This window comes from Planctomycetia bacterium, from assembly GCA_015075745.1.
Lineage (GTDB): Bacteria > Planctomycetota > Phycisphaerae > UBA1845 > UTPLA1 > UTPLA1.
On sequence record JABTTW010000001.1, the window covers coordinates 133,325 to 153,397 of the forward strand.

12 protein-coding genes, 1 tRNA gene and 5 pseudogenes are annotated in these 20,073 nt (G+C 61.1%); 5 read left to right on the forward strand and 13 right to left on the reverse strand.

Translation table 11 applies throughout. From position 1 onward, the window contains the following. Positions 1-248: 248 nt before the first annotated feature. Positions 249-611, reverse strand: coding sequence for a four helix bundle protein (locus HS101_00555; GenBank protein ID MBE7504763.1), 363 nt, complete (start codon positions 609-611; stop codon positions 249-251). A 1,052-nt stretch (positions 612-1,663) separates the two neighbouring features. Here HS101_00555 and HS101_00560 point away from each other — a divergent pair. Continuing rightward, positions 1,664-2,948, forward strand: a pseudogene (locus tag HS101_00560) (IS256 family transposase). 389 nt (positions 2,949-3,337) lie between these two features. Here HS101_00560 and HS101_00565 read toward each other — a convergent pair. The 10 genes and pseudogenes from HS101_00565 to ffh form a co-directional block, all read right to left on the reverse strand. After that, a pseudogene (locus HS101_00565) lies at positions 3,338-4,658 on the reverse strand (IS1380 family transposase). A 101-nt stretch (positions 4,659-4,759) separates the two neighbouring features. Then, positions 4,760-5,287 (reverse strand): hypothetical protein, encoded by a 528-nt coding sequence (locus HS101_00570; protein MBE7504764.1) that lies wholly within the window; start codon positions 5,285-5,287, stop codon positions 4,760-4,762. 522 nt (positions 5,288-5,809) lie between these two features. Next, a tRNA-Pro gene (locus HS101_00575) sits at positions 5,810-5,884 on the reverse strand. 237 nt (positions 5,885-6,121) lie between these two features. Then, positions 6,122-6,424, reverse strand: a complete 303-nt coding sequence (locus tag HS101_00580; protein MBE7504765.1) for an SEC-C domain-containing protein — start codon at positions 6,422-6,424, stop codon at positions 6,122-6,124. Between the two features lie 1,032 nt (positions 6,425-7,456). Further along, a pseudogene (locus HS101_00585) lies at positions 7,457-8,146 on the reverse strand (hypothetical protein). Then, positions 8,123-8,371 (reverse strand): annotated as a pseudogene (locus tag HS101_00590) (hypothetical protein). The pseudogenes HS101_00585 and HS101_00590 overlap by 24 nt, the downstream one beginning before the upstream one ends. A gap of 420 nt (positions 8,372-8,791) precedes the next feature. Next, a pseudogene (locus HS101_00595) lies at positions 8,792-10,126 on the reverse strand (hypothetical protein). Positions 10,127-10,225: 99 nt separating this feature from the next. Then, entirely contained in the window at positions 10,226-10,600 is a 375-nt protein-coding gene (locus HS101_00600; GenBank protein MBE7504766.1) for a hypothetical protein, read from the reverse strand. 165 nt (positions 10,601-10,765) lie between these two features. Next, the gene (locus HS101_00605) at positions 10,766-11,647 is read right to left on the reverse strand and encodes a hypothetical protein (protein ID MBE7504767.1); all 882 of its coding nucleotides are present in this window, start codon (positions 11,645-11,647) and stop codon (positions 10,766-10,768) included. Between the two features lie 2 nt (positions 11,648-11,649). After that, positions 11,650-13,092, reverse strand: coding sequence for a signal recognition particle protein (ffh, locus tag HS101_00610; GenBank protein MBE7504768.1), 1,443 nt, complete (start codon positions 13,090-13,092; stop codon positions 11,650-11,652). 696 nt (positions 13,093-13,788) lie between these two features. On the opposite strand from ffh, the gene HS101_00615 reads away from it, so the two are divergent. Then, positions 13,789-14,685: a dihydroorotate dehydrogenase electron transfer subunit gene (locus tag HS101_00615; GenBank protein MBE7504769.1), complete on the forward strand. Its 897-nt coding sequence runs from the start codon at positions 13,789-13,791 to the stop codon at positions 14,683-14,685. A 64-nt stretch (positions 14,686-14,749) separates the two neighbouring features. On the opposite strand, the gene HS101_00620 is transcribed toward HS101_00615, so the two are convergent. Then, positions 14,750-15,400 (reverse strand): HAD-IA family hydrolase, encoded by a 651-nt coding sequence (locus tag HS101_00620; GenBank protein MBE7504770.1) that lies wholly within the window; start codon positions 15,398-15,400, stop codon positions 14,750-14,752. Positions 15,401-15,885: 485 nt separating this feature from the next. Between HS101_00620 and HS101_00625 the strand changes: the two genes are divergently transcribed. The 3 genes from HS101_00625 to HS101_00635 are packed head-to-tail and all read left to right on the forward strand — an operon-like array spanning position 15,886 to position 18,268. Further along, entirely contained in the window at positions 15,886-16,809 is a 924-nt protein-coding gene (locus tag HS101_00625; GenBank protein ID MBE7504771.1) for a ParA family protein, read from the forward strand. 26 nt (positions 16,810-16,835) lie between these two features. Then, on the forward strand, positions 16,836-17,243 hold the full coding sequence (vanZ, locus tag HS101_00630; GenBank protein MBE7504772.1) for a VanZ family protein: 408 nt from the start codon (positions 16,836-16,838) through the stop codon (positions 17,241-17,243). Next, positions 17,240-18,268, forward strand: coding sequence for a substrate-binding domain-containing protein (locus tag HS101_00635; protein MBE7504773.1), 1,029 nt, complete (start codon positions 17,240-17,242; stop codon positions 18,266-18,268). Before vanZ ends, HS101_00635 begins: the two co-directional genes overlap by 4 nt. 14 nt (positions 18,269-18,282) lie before the next feature. Here the strand turns inward: HS101_00635 and HS101_00640 are convergent, their stop codons facing one another. After that, entirely contained in the window at positions 18,283-19,773 is a 1,491-nt protein-coding gene (locus HS101_00640) for a sugar transferase (protein ID MBE7504774.1), read from the reverse strand. Between the last annotated feature and the right edge of the window lie 300 nt (positions 19,774-20,073).

The window sequence follows — 20,073 nt, forward strand, 5'->3', positions numbered from 1 at the left end:
GATTCCCTTCTGTGGTCGGCAAAGAGACCTGAGAAATACGCTCGCGAGCCTTGTTTGCGTGTGCCGTTCATCCGCGACCGCTCTCGCACAACCTGGGCGGCTATACGCTCTGAAACGAACGCGACGAAGGGGCCCTGTATCCGCAAATAACATGCGCAGGCGACCTGTCGCCTCCGCAGTTAGTCATGTTCCACAGGGCGATCCCGACTCGGGATGACGACAATTGTTCCTGGGGCCGTGGACGCTCTTTACGCCGAACGCTTGTCCGGTCCGTTGATCAGGCCGAAGAGCATTTTGGCAATCGTCTCAAGCCTCTCTCGGAGAGCCAGGGCAGTTGCCTCCTCCACGAGTCCGCGCCGCCGGGCAATTTCGACGAGCGGTATGCATTCCTGCGCCGAGCCGCGAGCGATGGTGAAGAAGTTGCGACGGTCGGGCTTGGTGAAACGGCCGTTGCCCTCTGCGAGGTTGGTTGCAATTGACAACGCGGCGCGATTTAGTTGGTCAACAAGGAAGTAGTATCCGCGAGGGAACTTCTCGGTCAGACCGGCAACCTGGTCCGCGAAGTCCACGGCCTTCTGGTACACGTCCAATTTCTCGAACATGAAGGCCATGTGTGATATCCAAGGGGAATTGAGCAGGAGAGCAGGTGAACAGGAGACCGCAGGTGACGCGTCGACTTGGCCCGGACGCCCTTATTAGGGTTGGGGAGATTTTTCCCCTCTCCTGTTCTACTGTTCCACTTCTCACCTGCTCTATTGCCGCTACGCGGCAATCGGGGCGACAAGACACCAGTTGAACTTTTCTTGACTGGAATCCGCGTTTTTGACCCCGCCAACGCCGTTTGGCATCTTTGAGCCGATGCAAGGACGACGTTGACCCCTCGCGGCAGGTAGACGTCGGCATCGGCGCCCAGGAGTTGGTCATCTCTACGGGGCCGATGCAGCCTTGGCGATCGCTTGCTTCTGCTCCTCCGGGATCGTTGTACCGCATTCTGGACAACGATTGGATGACAGCCCGAAGAGCGAATAACCGCACTTCTCGCAATAGGGGCCGGGATTGCGTTGTCGCATGGACCGGGCCCGTCTCTTGTATATCAAGATGAATGTCGGAGCACTGAGGACGACAGAAACAAGCCACATGGGCAACGAGATAATAGAACAGTGCAAGCGAGCCACAGTCCAAGGATCCCCGCTCATCTGCCGAAGGTCGATCTGTACAAACCGCAAGTCGATTTGACCCGTCAGGGACAAATGGCGGCTGGATCCAGGAACTTCAGGCGAAAGCTCATTAATGATCCAACCGCTTGCTGGATCCGGTGTCCAGTTTGATCGGAAATACAGCAGGAAAGTCAACTGGCCATCGATTATCTCGCCGCCGAACTCAATCCGTCGAGCTAGTTCGTAGGTTAGTTGAAGGAAATTAAGTGAACCTGAGCACAAAATGGGCGTCCCAAACCTCACAGTTTGAGAGTAACTGAACACAGCCAACGCAATTGACGCCGCCGCAATTAACCCGAAGAAAAAAATCCCGACAGTGGATACGAGCCTCCTGTAGATGAGCTATAACCGAATTTCGTTGATGGTGGCGGGATAAAAAAAGGCGGCGTACTCTCGGGACTTGTTCGAGGTTCCGAGCCGCCCACGATGGGCAGAGGAGTACGCCGATGCAGGAGAGTAACGAGTCGATCGAGACGATTCCAGTCCCCAGCCGAGACGTTTTGACGGAGATTCTGCGGGACGGGGCCCAACGGCTCCTGGGCCAGGCGATCGAGGCGGAGGTCGATGGCTGGATCGAAGGGCACGCCGATCTGCGCGATCCGCAAGGCCGCCGGCAGGTGGTCAAGAACGGCCATCATCCCACCCGACCCTCGTCACCGGCGTCGGGCCGGTGGAGGTGACGCAGCCGCGGGTGTGGGACCGTCGGATCGTCGGCCGCGGCGAGGCCGGCGAAGCGTTGGATGCAAATGGCCAGGCCGTGGAGCGGTTCTGTTCGTCGATTTTGCCGCCGTACCTGCGGAAGACGAAGGCCATCGAGGAGTTGATCCCTGGCTGTACCTCAAGGGCATCAGCACCGGAGACTTCAGCGAGGCCCTGCAGGCGCTGGTCGGTCGGTCCCCAGGCGGCGGGGCTCAGCGCCACGACGATCACGCGTTTGATGACGAGTTGGCGGGACGAGTACCAGTCATGGAATCGCCGCTCCCTGGAAGGCAAGCACTACGTGTACCTCTGGGCGGATGGGATTCACTTCAACATCCGCCTGGAGGAAGACCGGCAGTGCATTCTGGTGCTGATGGGCGCGAGGGCGGACGGCCGCAAGGAGCTGATCGCGGTGGTCGACGGCCATCGCGAGAGCGAGCAGTCGTGGTATTCGCTGCTGCTGGACTGCCAACAACGGGGCATGACGATCGACCCGAAGCTGGCCACGGCGGACGGAGCAGCTGGCTTCTGGGCGGCGCTGCCGAAGGTCTATTCGACGACCCGGCGCGCGCTGCTGGGTGCACAAGACGGCCAACGTGTTGGACAAGATGCCCAAGCGGGTGCAGACCGGCGCGAGGCCAAGCTGCACGAGATCTGGATGGCGCCGACGCGGGAGAATGCGAACCAGGCGTTCGATCACTTCGTGGCCCACTACGCGGCCAAATACCCCGCGCGGCCGAGTGCCTGGTGAAGGATCGCGAGGTGCTGCTGACGTTCTACGACTTCCCGGCCGAGCACTGGCGGCACCTGCGGACGACGAATCCGATCGAAAGTACGTTCGCCACGGTGCGGCTGCGTCACCGCCGGACCAAAGGCAACGGCAGTCGGATCGCGTGTCTGGCAATGGTGTTCAAGCTGTGCGAGTCCGCCGCGAACCACTGGCGGCTGCTCAATGGCGCGACGCTGCTTCCCGATGTCATCGCCGGTGTGAAGTTCGTCAATGGAGAAAAGGCCGAGAGAAACGCCGCCTGATTACCGCGTCATCAACGAAATTTGACCATTACTCCCGGACACGTGCTAGTATTAACTCCAGGTGCAAAGCAACTAATGGGATGACAACTTGAGGGCACAGTGCCGTACGAACCTTGAGTAGTCTCGATACAACAGGTAGAAGCCCCATACCTTCCCGAAGGCCAGCCGCCAGGGGGCCCACTTTGGCAAATAGTGTCACACGTCGCTGTCAGTCCTGTTGGATCCTCTAGCGATAATGGGGACCCCCTTAACCCGCATATTTCATCAGTGATCTTCGAATGGTGATGGACGGAGTTTTTCGGCTTTGTGCGTGAGCGGAGGGATGAAGGTGGAGGTTGGGGCGCGCAGAGCCCCCTTACCCCCAAGCGGTGATCAGGTTGTTTTTCGGGTCATGATGGGGCGGGCGGGATCAGGCGGAGTCGTGGAACCAGGGATCGCCACAGGTCCTGCAGGGGGCAGCTGCTCGACAGTCGCAGTACGACGCGGCGCACGGAGACGACCACCCGCGCGGCGACCTTGAGGAGTTTCAGGCGAATGGTGTTCACCTGGGCCTCGGCCAGTTCGGTGCCGGCCAGGGCCGTGCGGCGCAGCGTTTCCACCAGGACGTAGGCCGCCGAGGACAACAGCAGCCGGAACTGATTGGCCAGGAAGGCGTGGCAACTGGTGCGATCGGCGAAGAGCCCGAGCTGCTGCTCCTTGATGCGGTTCTCCATGTCGCCGCGGGCCGTGTACAGACCGTCGTAGATATCGTTCGGCGTGCGGTCGGTCAGGTTGGTCACCACGAATCGAACGTTGGGCCCCTGAACCAGCCGCTCGGCCTTGACGATCACGCGCGCGGGGCGATCCCAGGTCTGCGCCGCGTACTCGATCTCGTGGAAGTTCCGCACCTTCTGCTGCGTGGTGGCGAACTGGGCCTCGGCCGCCTGCATGAAGGACTCGGCCGCTTTCTCCAGGACGGTGTTGCGGGCCAGGCCCAGCACGTACTTGACGCCGTGCCGGTCGCACCATTTCATCATTCGCCGGCGGCAGAAGCCGGAATCCCCGCGGACGATGATCCGCACCCCGGCCACGCCTGTCGCAAAGCTGCTGCACCAGCAGCTTCAGGATGGGCCAGGCGTGATGGGCCCCGTCGATGTTGCTGGGCCGCAGGTAGGAGACCAGCAGCCGCGAGCCGCAGAACACATACAGCGGTAGGAAGCAGTGGTGGTCGTAATAGCCGTGGAAGAAGCGGCCTTCCTGGTTGCCGTGGATCGGATCGTCGGTCGCGTCGAAGTCGAGGATCAATTCCTCCGGCGGCGATTCATAGGACGCGATGAACTGCTCCACCAGCACACGCGACATTCGTGCCAGGTCGCCGCGCGTGACGCGGTTCTCCAGCCGGCACAAGGTCGGACTGCTGGCCAGCGGCTCATCCGCGCTCGGCGGCCGCCCGGTCAGGACCGCCAGCACGGGATCGCTCCGCAGGGCTTGATGGTCGTTGAGATCTTCGTAGCCCATCGCAATGGCAAAGATGCGCTGGGCCAGCATGACCCGCTGGTCATGTTGAATCCGGGCCGGATCACGCGGGTCGTTGATGACCCCGGCCAGTTGATCGACCAGGCCCAGACGCCGCTCGACCTCCCGAAGCAGCAGACCCCCGGCGTCTGAGGTGAGCGTTCCGCCTGTGAAATCGGCCACGATTTTCTTGCGGCCGAGACTGGAAAAGAACATCGGTTTGCTGTTACAGTCTGTCACGAAAAAGCCTCCCTGCCTATGGACCGGAATGTTCTTACGAAACCCCAGTCTACAGGGCTTCGAGGCTTTTTCTATTCCTATTCAACGCCGACCTGATGAAATATTCGGGTTAAGTAGTCAAATAAATCCATTGGACGGCGGCGCATTGATACCGCCTGAAACTCAAGCAAGCTAGCTAGTTGCTTGTCATGCTTCAACCCCAACTGCGAATGACCAGCTCTGGTTGCAAAACTCGGTTCCTTCCAATTACTTAAATATCCAGCAGGATCTCTCGTCGTCCATCTTCCCGTGACCGGATCCGCGAACCGCGCCCGGTGGTGGTTGAGCATAAGCTTGCCTTCGGTGGCGGAGCTTTCGGTGTCGAGGGCGAAGTGAGGGATGCCCTGGAACATAAAGGGATTGCCCTGGTCGCTGAAGGCCTGCCGCGGGTCGACCGGCGGGCCTGCACCGCTCCAGTCGGAGTACTTGTTGTCGTAGAGGGTTTGATCGTTTGAATCGACGTCGCCGTCGTCGTCCATGTCTGCGCGCGGGTCCCAGATGGTGGCGTTCTTCGCCGCCGTGAAGCGCGTCGTGTCGGTCGAACTTAACTTGGTGTCGTCGTTCATGTCACCACGCCCGCAGGACTCGCGGATCCTCGGCCGGCCGTAGGAGTCGTAGGCGTACCGCTCGACGATGGCCCCGGCGCGGTCCAGGAGCAGACGCACATTATACCCTTGACATGCGAGTCGGGACAAACTGGATTCAAGACGCGCCTGTGGGTGCGACGCGGACCAAGAAAGGCCTCATCGAGACGTGGTCGGCGAAGGTGACCGATTTCTGATCGACGATGAGTTTCTCGAATGCGAAGGCCATGAGAGGAGAGAGTAGAGGGGAGACCGCAGGAGTCGGCAACGCCTGGGCGGCGGTCACTCCAATCGCGACCGCTACTTGCCTGCTCTACTTTCTCCTTTCTCCCTTCTCCTGCTCTATTGCCGCTACGCGGCGATTGAGCAGGAGAGCTGGTGAACAGGAGACCGCAGGTGACGAGTCGACTTGGCCCGGACGCCCTTATTAGGGTTGGGGAGATTTTTCCCCTCTCCTGTTCTACTGCTCCACTTCTCACCTGCTCTATTGCCGCTGCGCGGCAATCGGGGCGACTAGATTCGAACTAGCGACCTCCTGGTCCCAAACCAGGCGCTCTAACCAGACTGAGCTACGCCCCGGGGCTTCACGTTGTCGTGATGCGAATTCATCTTAGCACGGCCGACTGCCGTCAGGAAGACCCGTCGCGGGTGCTGGAACCATTTAACTCCAAAAGACACCGGCGATTAGCCGGCGCCACACCAAACCGAACGAGTACCCCATCGCGGCGTCGCGGGCGTGGTCGTGCAAATTCGTCACGTGGCCGTCACTTTTGCGATGGGGCAAACGGCGGCACAAAAAAAGCTACTGCCTCAGCCTCACTTGCCCTTGCCGTGGCACTGCTTGAACTTCTTGCCGCTGCCGCAGGGGCAGGGGTCGTTGCGGCCGACGCGCGGCTCGTCGCGGCGGATGGTCTCGACCTTCTGCTCGACATTCTGGGCCTGCATGGCGGCGGCTCGGTCGCGATCGGCCTGACCGGTGAAGCCCAGATTGGTCGCGTCGGCGTGCCGGACGGCGCCAATGTTGTACCTGCTGCGGGCGGCGCCTTCGTCGGAGAGCCGGGCCTTGAAGATGATGCCGGTGACGCGCTCGTCGATGCCGTCGCGCATCTCCTGGAACATCTGGAAACCTTCGCGCTTGTAGGCGATTTTCGGGTCCTGCTCGGCGTAACCGCGCAGGCCGATGGACTCCTTCAAGAGGTCGACCGCGTGCATGTGCTCCTTCCACGCCTGATCGTAAATCTGCAGCAGGACGAACCGCTCCAGCATGGTCAGCTCGCGACGGATGAGGTCGCGACCGAAGGTCTCCAGGGCCTCTCGCGGATCGGCGGCTGAGGCAAAGGCAATTTCGTCGAAGGCCGGGCCGAAGCGCTGGCGGCCCCATGCTTCGAGCTGCGCCTTGTCGGTCGGGGCGGCGTCAATCTCCGCCTTGAGCCGGCCGTTGGTGGCGAAGTCGCGATTGAGCTGGAAGAGTTCCTCGGCGACATCCTGCGCGGTCCGGCCGGTGATGTTGTCGACGGTCCAGCCGAGGCCGAACTTAAGATTCACCCATTGCGCGAGCGCATCGAGGGCGTAGGCGGAGTCGCCTCCTTCGCGAAGGATGGTGCGCTCCAGGACCCATTCGACGGGATAGCGCACCTCGCGCTCTTTGTAGGCGCTGCGGATGGCCTCGCGGAGCCGGGCGACCGTTGCGTCGTTGTCGAGGTCGGCGACTGTATCCAAGGCGATCTCGACGCCAAACTTCTGTCGGGCCCATTCGAGCAGCGACTTCTTGCCGAGGTTTTCGTCGTAGAAGCGCTCGATGGGGGCGAAGTCGGTGGCCTCGATCTTTTTCTCGCCGGCCTCGAGGAAGGCGGCCTGAATCTCTTCGGGCGACATCTGCCGCAGGTTGTTCTGCGAGATGGCGGCGCCGAAGCGCGTTTCGCCCCAGCGAGCCAGGCCGCGGATGTCCCACTGCGCCGGGTCCATGTCGGGGTCCATGTATTCGCCGACGGAAATGGAGATCTGATTCCGGGCCTCGTCGCGGGCGTCGGCCATGATGTTCCGCTCGGTACCGACGGCGTCGTGAATGTCGATGATCCTCGGATCGATCGTGCACTCCAGCGTGGCGCGGACCCAATCGACGATGCACCTGGCGTTGTAGTCCTTGGCGAGGAACTTCGCGGCCGCGGTGTCGAGCGTCGCGTCGAGCATGCGCCAGATGCGATCGACGAGGATCTTCGACTGCCCCGGCCGGCTGGCGCCGAGAATCTCCTGACGTTGCGAGTAGAACACCTGGCGCTGATGGTCCATGACCTCGTCGTATTCGAGCAGGTGCTTGCGCGAGCCGAAGTTTTTCTCTTCCACCTTCTTCTGGGCTCGCTCGATGCCCTTGTTGATGCTCTTGGCTTCAATGGCCATGCCTTCCTCGAAGCCCATGCGTTCGAGCATCTTGAGGGTCCATTCGCCCATGAACATGCGGAGCAGGTCGTCACCGAGCGAGAGGAAGAATCGACTGGAACCGGGATCACCCTGGCGACCCGAACGGCCGCGAAGCTGATTGTCGATGCGGCGAGACTCGTGCCTTTCGGTGCCGATGATGTGCAGGCCGCAGGGGACATTGAGCGGACAAACCTTGCGACCCAGGTCCGGGAAACGGGGGTCGACCTTGGGCTTCCAGCAGTGGGCGCAATTCGTCCTTGGATCGTAGTCGGGGCAGTTGATGCAGCACTTGGTCCCGATGACGCCGGACTCATTCCAGACGAACTGGCGCGCGTCGGCTCCGGGCGGGGCGCCGAGGTCGCCGACGCACTTGGGGTAGACGACCAATTGCTGGAGCTTGATGTCGGTGCCGCGGCCGGCCATGTTGGTGGCGATGGTCACGTTACCGACGAGCTCTTCGTCCTTGCCTTTCTTGCTTCCGCCGCCGCGCGGGTGGCGCTCGCCCGCCTTCTTGACGATCTCAGCTTCGCGGGCGTGCTGCTTGGCGTTGAGGACTTCGTGCTCGATGCCGTACTTGCGGGTGAGGGCGTTGGAGATCTTTTCGGAGTTTTCGATGGAGATGGTTCCGACAAGGACCGGACGGCCTCGCGCGAGGTCGCCCATCGCGTCGTCATAGGCCTCGGCCATGTACTTGCCGGTTCCGCCGTTCTTATCGTCGGTCCACTCGGCGAGGGCCTTGGTGATGAATTCGGTTGACTGACCCTGTCGCTGGAGAATGGGGAGCAGATTTCTGAGGATCGGTTCGAGGAGGAACGGATCGTTGGGGCGTCCCATGGAGTGGATGTCGTGGATTTCCTCGACGATCGCGTTGTACTTGTCTTCGACGGTTTTATAGATGCGATCGTGGGAGTCCTGGCGGTTGACCGGGCGATTGGTCGGAATGCTGACCACGTCCAGCTTGTAGATCTTCATGAACTCGTCGGCTTCGGTCATCGCCGTGCCGGTCATGCCGCTGATCTTGGTGTACAGCTTGAAGAAGTTCTGCAGGGTGATGGTCGCCAGGGTCTGCGTCTCTTCCTTGACCTTGACGCCTTCCTTGGCCTCGACAGCTTGATGAAGACCGTCGGACCACTGGCGGCCATGCATCAGGCGGCCGGTGAAGGAGTCGACGATGATGATCTCGCCGTCCTTGACGACATAGTCCACATCGCGCTCGTAGGTAACGTGACCGCGGACGGCATTCTCGATGAGGTGCGGCCATTCCATGTTCGCGCCGACGTAGAGCGAACCGACGCCGAGCTGTTCCTGGGCGAGGGTGATGCCGTCGTGAGTGATGGCGACGTGCTTGCGCTCCTTGGAGACGACGTAGTATTGCTTATGGCCGATGGCCTCGCCTTCGTCCTCTTTGATCCAAGTGGGATCGACCTTGAACTTGCGCATGGCATCGCCGAATTTGGGGAGCTCGGCCCATTCCTTCGGCGGCTTGTCGCCCCACTCCTTCAATCGGCGCGCGGTATCGGCGTTGGCCTGGGCCTGTTTGGCGATGAGCTGCCGGGCCACGGCATCGGCGGTGCGGTAGCGCGTGACATCGTCCTCAGCGGGACCGCTGATGATGAGTGGCGTGCGGGCCTCGTCGATGAGGATGGAGTCCACTTCGTCGATGATGGCAAAGTCGAGCGGCCCCTGCACCTGGTCCTCGACGGCGGTCTTCATGTTGTCGCGGAGGTAGTCGAAGCCGAATTCGTTGTTGGTGCCGTAGGTGATGTTACAGGCGTAGGCCTTGGCGCGGATGCCCTCTCGGCCGCCGGGGTCGACCTGCGACTGGATGTAGCCGACGGTGAGCCCCAGTAACTCGAAGACGGGCCGGGCAAACTCGGCGTCGCGCTGCACGAGGTAGTCGTTGACGGTGATGATGTGGACCTTGAGCCCCTGAAGGCACTTCAGGAAGGCGGCCAGGTGGCAGACGATCGTCTTACCTTCGCCGGTCTTCATTTCGGCGATCTTGCCTTCGTAAAGCACCATGCCGCCGATCAACTGGCAATCGAAATGCCGGTGATTCTGGGCTCGGCGCGATGCCTCGCGGTGCAGGGCGAAGGCCTCGGGGAGGATGGATTGATCAGACTCGCCGGCGGCGAAGCGCTCCTTCAGCTTGGCGGTGCGGTCGCGCAGGTCCTGGCTGTGCTCCACGCGCAGCTTCTGGATCGCGGCGGGACGCTCTTCTTCCGGGAGATCGGCGGGCAGCTTGGCGACTGCCGCGGCGATGCGGGCGTCGTAGTCGCCGCGCAGATCGCTCTCGAGCGCGTTGATTCGCGTCACAATGCGACCGTATGCCTTGAGGAGGCGGTCGTTGCGCGAGCCGAATACCTTGCGAAATCCTGTCCCAACAAAAGTCATGACGCCCATATGTGCACCCGGAAATATTCGGGAAGAATAGATTCAAAAAAGGCCGACGGAGAAAGTTCGAATCGATGCGGAATCGCGGAAGGGATCGTGCGAGCGCGTCTATGGGCCGTAGAGACCGCCGGAGCGGTAGGAGATGGAGAGCCTGCGGCGGCGGGACGCCTTGACGGAGTCGTCGATACGGGGCGAGTGTGATGCCGCGATTCGAAGCGGGACGCCTGCATCAGCGGTTCGCCGGCCCAGCCAGAGGAGCAGGGCGAGGGCGAGCGTCACGGCGCCGACGGAGCCGACGGTGATGGCGGCGTCGGCCGAAGAGACGAACTGAATGGCGGCGGGGACGCGGGCGTGGCGATGGCTGACGCGATCGGCGGAGACGAGATCGACGCCGATCAGGGCGACGGCTCCGACGAGAACACCGGCCAGGCCGACGCAGCGCATCGACTTGTCGGGTATCAGGCTCGTCGGGGTGGAATCCATGCCAATTCGTTTCAAGGCGGTCCTCGCGGCGGTGGTCGGTCGAGTCTTCTCAACCATCATCGACCGATGACGTCGTGATAGTCTAGCAGTCGGCTTTGACTTGGACAATGTCAAGGCTTTCCGGCTCTTAGCTCGATCCTGTGGGGCCAGTGTCGACCTGACGTCTCAAAGCACCGTCCAGAGCACGCCGGCGACGAGGCCGCCTAAGACCGGTGCGAAGAGCGCGGTGGCCCCGTGCATCAGGGCGAGCAGCAGGATCGCGATTCGGCGACTCGCGGATGGCGCCGTTCGCAGCTTGACGATGCCGCCGATCGTCGCGACTTGAAGCGATCCGCAACCCAGCAGAATGACGACGAACATGGTCACCATGGCCAAAGTCGGTTCGCCGCCGCTCCATTTCAGAAAGAGAAAGTAGAACGGCAACCCGGCCCCAATGAACAGCCAATGCGCCGTGGCATAGGCCGTGATGGCGTACCACGGGCCAAATTTCAGGCTTCCGTCATAGTGTGGACAGAGCAGCCAGAGGATCGCGGCAGAGAGCAGCGTCAGGCATACGAGCACAATGAGAATGACTGCGACGGTTAGCAGGCCGATGCCGAGCACGTCGTCGACGTCCACCGTCAGCACCAGATTCTTGCCGGAGCGAGAGACGGCCGCCCCGACCAGGACAGGCAAACAACTCAGCGCCGCCACGACCAACATGACGAGTATTTGAAACGATGCGGCGCGGGTGCGCTGCGGCTGGGCGCTGAACGCGAATGCGAATCGCCGGGCGTTGAAGAGGCAGACGGAAAGGGTGCGGCCGAATCGACGAAAGACGCTCATCGGTTCGGGGTCGTCCCAGGGTATCAGCGTGATCTGGTTGGCCTTCTGGGCCGCGAAGAGCGCCTCGCGATGAAAGATCCCCCCGCACTCGGGACAGCGCCCCGAATGAACGCCGGTGAGGTTGTAGTTGCAAAGGGGGCAGTAGATTTCTTCGTCGCTTACGGAGGGCTGCGGCCCGGCCATGGCAGTCGAATCGAGTTGCCGTCCAATGGAATCGGACATTGCTACCGGCTTTTTCGCTTCCGGGCCTTGCGCTTGTCCTTCTTGGTGGGCTGATACTTCGGCCGGGCCGGCGATTTGAAGGTCGGCATCTTCCCCCCGCCCATGGACATCTGCGCCATCTGCGAGCCGAATTTCATCCGGTCCATCATCGACAGGCCGGCCATGTGCTTCATCATGTCCCGGGCCTGGAGGAATTGCTTGCACAGGCCGCTGACATCCTCGGGGTCGGTCCCGCTGCCGCGGGCGATGCGTCGACGGCGCGAGGCATCGAGAATCTTGGGATTGGCGCGCTCAGTCAGGGTCATCGACTGGACGATGGCCTTCATGCGCACGATCTCGCCTTCGTCGATCTCCATGTCGGTGTCGCGCATCATGCCGCCGACGCCGGGGATCATCTTGAGCATGTCCTTGAGCGAGCGGCCCCCCATGACCTTTTCCATCTGGCCGATGAAGTCGTCCAGGGAGAGCTGGCCCTTCTTCATTTTGGCTTCAAGTCTGGCGGCTTCGTCGACATCGACCTGCTGCTGGGCGTGCTCGACCAGCGAGACGATGTCGCCCATGCCGAGGATGCGCCCGGCCATGCGCTCGGGGTGAAACTCTTCAAGGCGGTCGAGCTTCTCGCCGACGCCGATGAACTTGACCGGCTTGGAGGTGATGCTCTTGACCGAGAGGACCGCCCCACCGCGCGTGTCGGAGTCGAACTTGGTAAAGATGACGCCGTCGAGCTCCAGACGGTCGTTGAAGTGCTTGGCCGTCGTAACGGCGTCCTGGCCGGTCATCGCGTCGAGAACGAGATAGATCTGATGCGGCTGCACGGTCTGGGCGATGTTGGCGACTTCCTGCATCAAATCTTCGTCGATCGCCAATCGACCGGCGGTGTCGAGGATGACCACGTCCTTGAGCTGGCGCTGGGCGAGCATCACGCCGTTGCGGCAGACCTTGACCGGGTTCTGATGATCGCGCTCGGCGTGAACGGGAACGCCCAACTGTTGACCGAGAACTTCGAGCTGGTCGATGGCCGCGGGTCGCTTGAGGTCGGCCGCGACGAGGAGCGGCTTCTTGCCGCGGTCCAGGCAGTACTTGGCGAGCTTGCCGCAGGTCGTCGTCTTACCGGAACCCTGCAGGCCGGCCATCAGAATGATCGTGGGCGGATTCGCCACCCAGGGGATGCGCGAATCGACCGGGCCCATGAGCCCGATCAGCTCATCGTGGACGATCTTGACCATGACCTGTTCGGGGTGCAGGGTCTTGATGACCTCGGCGCCGATGGCCTTTTCGGTAACCTGAGCGCAGAATTTCTTCGCGACGTCGAGATGGACGTCCGCCTCGAGCAGCGCGGTGCGAACCTCGCGCATGATCTCGGTGATGTTTTCCTCGGTGATGCGGCCGCGGCCGCGCATCTTGCGGAAGACTTCGCTGAATCGATCAGAGAGTGCGTCAAACATAGGTCAACCATCTTAGCAAAGACTTTCGATTTCGTCGGAATGCGAACAGGCGGCGAATTTGAAACCAACTGAACCAGTCCCCTGACCCCCATCCAAAGTGGCGTTCGGCCCAGGAGTCACACCATGCCTCCCTTCTAATAGAGAAAGTGGAAACGCGGCTGGAGTCGGCTGAAGGCTCCGCGCGGGCTACCTGGGGGAGAACAGGCATTAGATTTCACATACATCCTTGTAAATACTAATCTTATGCGCATGCGTCTGCCATTCTGGCACCATTGCGGATTTTTACGCCCTATACTCCAAAACGCCTGTGTTTTGTGCCCCTTTACCTCCATCCCCAGCGGTAGGCGGCACTTGTAGACGAAGCGTTGGTGAAATTTGTTAACTAATTGTCTGGGCGAAGGTTATAGATATTCTAGCCCGTCTCAGAGTTTCGTTGACACTGCCGAATGCGTGTGATAGAGTCCCATTCGTCGATGGTATTCTAGTACGTCGGCCCCAATTTGAAGGCATTCGCCACGAATACGGCTGTTTAGCCGTGGCGCTCCTCCGGATCGAAACTCGGTTTTGATCCGGAGGTTATTTTTTGGGGGGACAGGTCGATCACTCGGTCCGCGCAAGACCACCCATTTTGTAAACCCCTGGCGTTCCCCGCCTTGAAGCCATCCTCATACACACGCTATCGTGACGCCCACTGCGATGACGAACACGACAACTGCCGCCCGTGGGATCTTTGCCGGCCGAGTCTTGCGCCGGCGCACGCTGTGTGACGAGCACTTCGAGCTGGCCATCTCGTTCGACCATTTTCCCGACGCGGCGCCCGGGCAATTCGTCCAGGTCTTGTGCCGCGATGCCTCGCCCGTTGCCGGCGACGTCGCATCTGCAATGCTGCGCCGCCCGTTCAGCATCGGCGGCCTGAGACGCGACTCGGCGACGGTTGAGATTGACCTGCTGGGCCGGGTGGTCGGGCCGGGAACGGCGTGGCTGGATCGTCGCAGACCGGGCGACGCGATCAGCGTGCTCGGTCCGCTCGGACGGCCGTTCATGGTGCCACCGGCTTCGCACCATGCGCTGCTCGTCGCGGGTGGAATCGGGCTGCCGCCGATCCGCTGGCAGGCGGAAATCCTTAGAAAAAACGGCGTTTCGTGCCACGCGATCTTCGGCGCGAGAGAGCGGCGATTCATCCCGCTGAGCCTCAGCAGCGCTCCGACAAGCGACGGCGAGATGACCTTATGCTCGGAAGAATTCGGTCGACTCGGCGTGCCGCTTGCCGTCACGACAGACGACGGTTCCATCGGTCTGCGCGGACAGGTGACCCATGCGATGGAGCGATTCTTCTTCCGCGTCGGTCAGACGACTCCGGTGGTCGTCTTCGCATGCGGTCCCAATCCGATGTTGCGCGCCGTGGCGTCGATGTGCATCGATCGGGGTGTGGCGTGTGAGCTCGCGATGGAGCGCGTGATGGCCTGCGGCATGGGAACGTGTCAGTCGTGCGTCGTTCCCGTGGTGGATCCGGCGCGGAAAGACGGGTGGCGGTATGCCCTGTGCTGCACGGAGGGACCGGTCTTTGCGGCAGAGGCGGTGAAGTGGAACTAGTCAGCAACCTTGCCACGCCAATCGCTCGAAACAAGTGACGAGATGGGTGGTGCCCCGAAAAATTTCATTCCAACAGGGAAAAAATTTCGAGCGGGTCGTCCAGAAAATGGTCGGGACCGGCGCTTTTGAGGAAAATTTTTTCCTGAAACCCCCAGGTCACGCTGACAGCGGTCATCCCGGCGTTACGCGCGGTCTGAATGTCCACGATGGAGTCGCCGACGAGCATGATATTCGCGGGGTCCATGCCGAACGTATCCGCGATGGACAGCGCGGCTTGCGGCGACGGTTTTTTTTCCGGTTCGGTGACGTAACCGCGGATTTCGACGAAGAACTTTTCCATTCCCAATTCGCTGACGACGCGTTGCGTCAACTCATGCGGCTTATTGGAAAGCACGGCCATCAGCGCACCCCGCGCTTTCAGTAAGTCAAGCATTTTCAATATGTTGCCGTACGGTCTCGTTTTGGCGACGCATCGCGCGCGGTATTGATCCGCGGCCATTGAAATGAATTTTTGGAGCTCGGCGTCGTCCGCATCCGGCCATGCGCGGCGACATAACGCGGGAAGTCCGTCACCGACCCAGCCGCGCACATCTTTGCGATCAACTTGCGCTCCGCCGACCGCGCTGCGTACTGCGTTGAGAGCGTCGGTCAGATCATCGAGGGAATCGACGAGCGTACCGTCGAGATCAAATATAATCGCGCGCGAACGGCTCAAGATCGTCGCCTCCGGGCTACCCTCGGAACGGATTCTGTCATGAGTTTCGCCCGTGCGCGCCGAAAAAACAAATATGGTCGCACGGAAAGTTTTTTGTTGACAAGTATTGAGGCGACTCTAGACTTTCCAACATTACATGAAAGGAGGTGACGCTGATGGCTAAGCGCAAGAAGAAAGCTGCTACGAAGAAGAAGGCTACCAAGAAGAAGCGGAAGAAGTAGTAGCCAACAGCCACCAAGCATGGGTTCCTAAAGCGGTCTCATTAAATTGAGACATTGACTTCGGAACCCGGGCCTTCGCTGAAGCGAGGGCTTACAAACCTAATGGAAGGTGCTCTTGCCACGGCGGCACCTTCCATATTTTTTTGCGCCGCAATCGCCGCAGCCGCCGCCCCCCTCGATCATCACTTCCCTTTCGATGGCATTTGGCCTTATCATTCCAGGGTCGCCCGTGAGTTTGGGCGGGCTGAGGGATCGCCATCGGCAATGGAATGCATCGCCATCATCAATCAGAAGGGCGGAGTCGGTAAGACTTCCACGACCGTTAACCTCGGCGCGGCGCTGGCCGAGCGAGGGCAACGCGTGCTGCTCATTGACCTCGATCCACAGGGCCACCTGACGACTCATCTGGGACTCGACGGCGAAGCGAAGGGCGCGGGCATCTACGAAGTCCTCACCACGGACATGCCGCTTGCTTCGGCAATCCACCTGCGCTCTCCCAACATCTCAATCGTTCCTGCACAAATTGATCTGGCCGCGGCGGAAATGGAACTGGTGAGCGTCGTCGGCCGCGAGGTGATCCTGCGCGACTTGATCTACGGCGCTGCGTGGCCGTTCGACATCGCCCTGATCGACTGCCCCCCATCGCTCGGCGTGTTGACGCTCAATGCCCTCGCCGCATCCACGCGCGTCCTGGTTCCTCTTCAACCCCACTTTCTCGCGCTGCAAGGCGTCGGCAAGCTGCTCGAAACAGTGAGCCTGGTGTCGCGACGGATCAATCCCGGTCTGACGGTCGCCGGCATGGTCATCACCATGTACGAGACGGGCACGCGTCTGTCGGGCGAAGTCATCGACGACTTGTCGGCCTTTCTGGAGTCGGCCAGGAATACGCCGGTCCCGTGGAGCGCCGCCAAGGTCTTTGATGCGAAGATCCGCCGCAATGTGAAGCTCGCGGAATCACCAAGCTATGGACAGTCCATATTTGAATATGCGCCCCGGAGCAACGGCGCGCTCGACTACCTGGCCCTTGCGGAAGAACTCGCGGTGATGCTCGCTGGTAACGTGGCGGCCGATCCAGTGGACGGTTCCGAAACGAGGCAATCGGCCCAGGCCGCCGTCGCGAATTATCGAGCCATGCCGACAGCGCCGACGACGGCCGCTGACAAGTTGCCCACGGAAGCGCTCCGCTGAGCAGTCCTCGTCAACATGGGACGGACATGGCCCCTGCCGCTTCGCCACAACGCCGTCAGGCAAGTCGCTTCGATCTTCGAACTCTGGTTTGGGCGCTTTGTCTGGCCGGTGCTTTTCTTGCGACCCATATGCCCCCTCCCGAAAAGCCTGCCCAGATGATCCTGAACGATAAGTTCCTTCATTTCATGGGGTTCTGTGCGCTCGGGATCGTCACCGTCTGGCGCGTTGTGGGCCCGACTTCCCGAATTTCCATCACGGTGTTGGCGGGATGGCTGGCGTTTCTCCTGGTCTATGCGGCGTTCGATGAGACCACTCAAGAACTTGTCGGAAGGGATAGTGAATTTGGTGACTGGCTTGCCGACGCCATCGGGGCGGTCGTAGGGATGAGCATTTGCGTGATGAGCGTCTGGTTTCGACGGGCTGACACCGCATGAACCGTTCTCATTGCATCATTGGGACCATTCGACGTGCCCGGCATTGGTCACGGATTGCGTGGCTCATCGCCTTGTGCGCCGTCGGAGCCGGTTGCGATGAGAACTCGGGAGAGTCCCGATCGCGGATCGAACCCACTCGCATCCTGTTTGTCGGCGAAGGGAAAGACGTCGCTTCCTGGCGGGTGATCGAGGCAACGACCAAGGCTTTTGGCGAAGCTCATCCCCATGTCACCGTGGAGGCTGTCGCGCCGCCCATTTCTTCTCCCGTGGGACAGAAAAACATCCTTGTCAGCCTGGCGGACCATGATGTGGATGCGATCTGTGTGATTCCAATCCAGCCCGATGCGCTGGGAGCGATCGTTTCGGAAATCGCCAACGGCGGAATACCGGTTGTCGTCGTGGGCCGCGATATCATCGGGTCGCGGCGCAGCGCTTATTGCGGGCCGTCGGAATCTGAACTTGGCGAAAAGACCGTCACGGCCTGCGGCATGGTATTGGAGAAGCGGTCGAAGACGCTCATGCTGCTCCATGCCGCCGGCGCTAATGAAAGGCAAGGCTTCAGGTATCGCGGGTTTCAGCACGAACTCCCCATGGCCGGCGGCGTTCATGTCGTTCGAGAAGTGGACTGCGGAGGCGATCCGGCCGAGGCCGTGCGACTCGCCAAATCGGAATCCCGCAAGTACCCCCGAATCGGCTGCTGGGCATTACTCGACGACTGGCCTCTGCGGTCGTTGCCGCCGCACGAGAGGCTTTTCGGATTGGGCATCACCATGGTCGTTTGCGATGCGGACCCGTCGCTGTGGCCGCGCATGGAGGACGGACAGATTCAGGCCATGGTCGGATACGATCTGCGCGAGGCGATTCGTGCGGGTTTGTCGATGGCCCTGCGACTGACCATGCCGGATGACCGGAGGTTCGTCACCGACGTTCACATCAAGGCGGAAGTCTTTACCGAGGCGAATTTGGCGCAGCTCAAGGCGAGATGGGCGCTCTGGGAACAGGGGAAGCGATCGCCCCAGGAATGACGGCCGAGCGCCGGCTATCGCGAACCGAGGAAGAACGTTCCGAAGGTTCGCAGCATGACAATCAAGTCCAGCTCGAGGGATGTGTGCTTCATGTAGTACAGATCGAGCTGGAGCTTTCGGCGGGCATCCGCGATCGTCGAACCGTAGGGATAATTGATCTGCGCCCAGCCGGTCAGGCCCGGCTTGATGAGGTGGCGCTCTTCGTAGTAGGGAATGATCGTCGAAAGCGGGACGACGAACTCGGGCCTTTCGGGTCTTGGGCCGACCAGCGACATATCGCCTTTGATGATGTTCCAGAGCTGGGGCAATTCGTCGAGCCTCATGCAGCGCAGGACGCGGCCCACTCTCGTGACGCGCGGGTCATTTGCCGTGGCCCACGTGGAACCGCCGGCTTCGGCATCGGGGATCATGGTTCGGAACTTATAAAGGGAAAACGTTCGCCCTCCCTGGCCGACGCGCGTCTGGGTGTAGAAGACCGGGCCCCGACTGGTCAGGCGGGTGGCCAGCGCGATGAGCAGCATCAACGGCAATGCCAGGATCAGCGCGGTCCCTGCAATGATGAAATCGAGCAGCCGCTTGACGATGGAGTGTTCCTGCCGGTGGCCCTTCAGGTCGGCCGCGAGGAACCATTGCGGCGTGATGTGCGAAACAGGGACTTCGCCGTAGGTGGATTCGTAAAACGTCGACTCGTCGGTCACGCGGCAACCAAGGTGCAGTCCCGCCAGCGCCGTCCGCTGAAACTTCGGGTTTCTCATGACGGTTTCGGCGACGACGATTTCGGCCACGTCGTGTTCGCGGCAGATCCTGTCGATGTCATCCACCTGGCCGACCACCGGGATATCGCAGACGCCGCTTGGGCTCGCGCCGCTTCGGTCGGTGTTCACGACGCCGACCAGTCGATAGCCGGGCACCGATCCGCGTCTGACTGAGCGAATGATCGAGCCGGTCAGTGGGCCCTGCCCGATGACGAGCAGGCCTCGTCGAACGTCAAGCACCGCCGCATGGCAAAGGAGTCGCACGGCGGACCCGGTGAGCAGAAACACGAAGGTTCCACAGGCGGCGGCTCTGCGGCTGAGATTCGAATACATGAACAGGTGCAGGACCAGCCAGGTGCCGAGCATCGCGAAGGTGACGGTGATGAGGCAGCGCACGACGATTCGAGATCGGACCCAGAGGGTGCTGGGCTCGTAGAGGCCGACCATGCTTCCGGCCAGGATGACGGAAATCGCCAGGACCACGTTGCCCACCCATAGCTGATATTGTGCAAGCAGGTTTGAAGACTCGCCCCACCAGACAAACAAGCTGTCGCCCAGAATCGTTCCACCGCAAACCAGCGCCATGTCCATGAGCATCCACACGATGCGCGGCAGGCTGAGCAAACAACCACCCAGCAGTGCGCGGCGAGACGGTCTCGACCTCGGCTCGGCAACGCGCGCCGGCGTCTGAGCGCGGCGGAATTCCAGGCTCGCTGCCAGATCAAATGGGAATGCGTTATGAGTCGTCACTTTGAGAGTTCCCCGACGGCCTTCGATTCTCGTAATGTCGTATCGGACTCCTCATGCCGCTCCGTGAGGCTGGAATGAAGTTTGCTTGCCGCGAAAGGCAATAGGGATGATTCGGAGCAGTTCGACCCGCGCAATTGTTGCCGAGTTCTGCCGCAACTCGCCGACTTTGATCAATTTGTCATCGGGGACACGCGAGAATCGGGCCATCCAGCGGCCGCTCGCCACTTTGACGCCGATATGCAATGGAGAAACCTCGCCCTACATAGCGGGGTATGTGCTGTCACGAACAGGAAGGCGCAC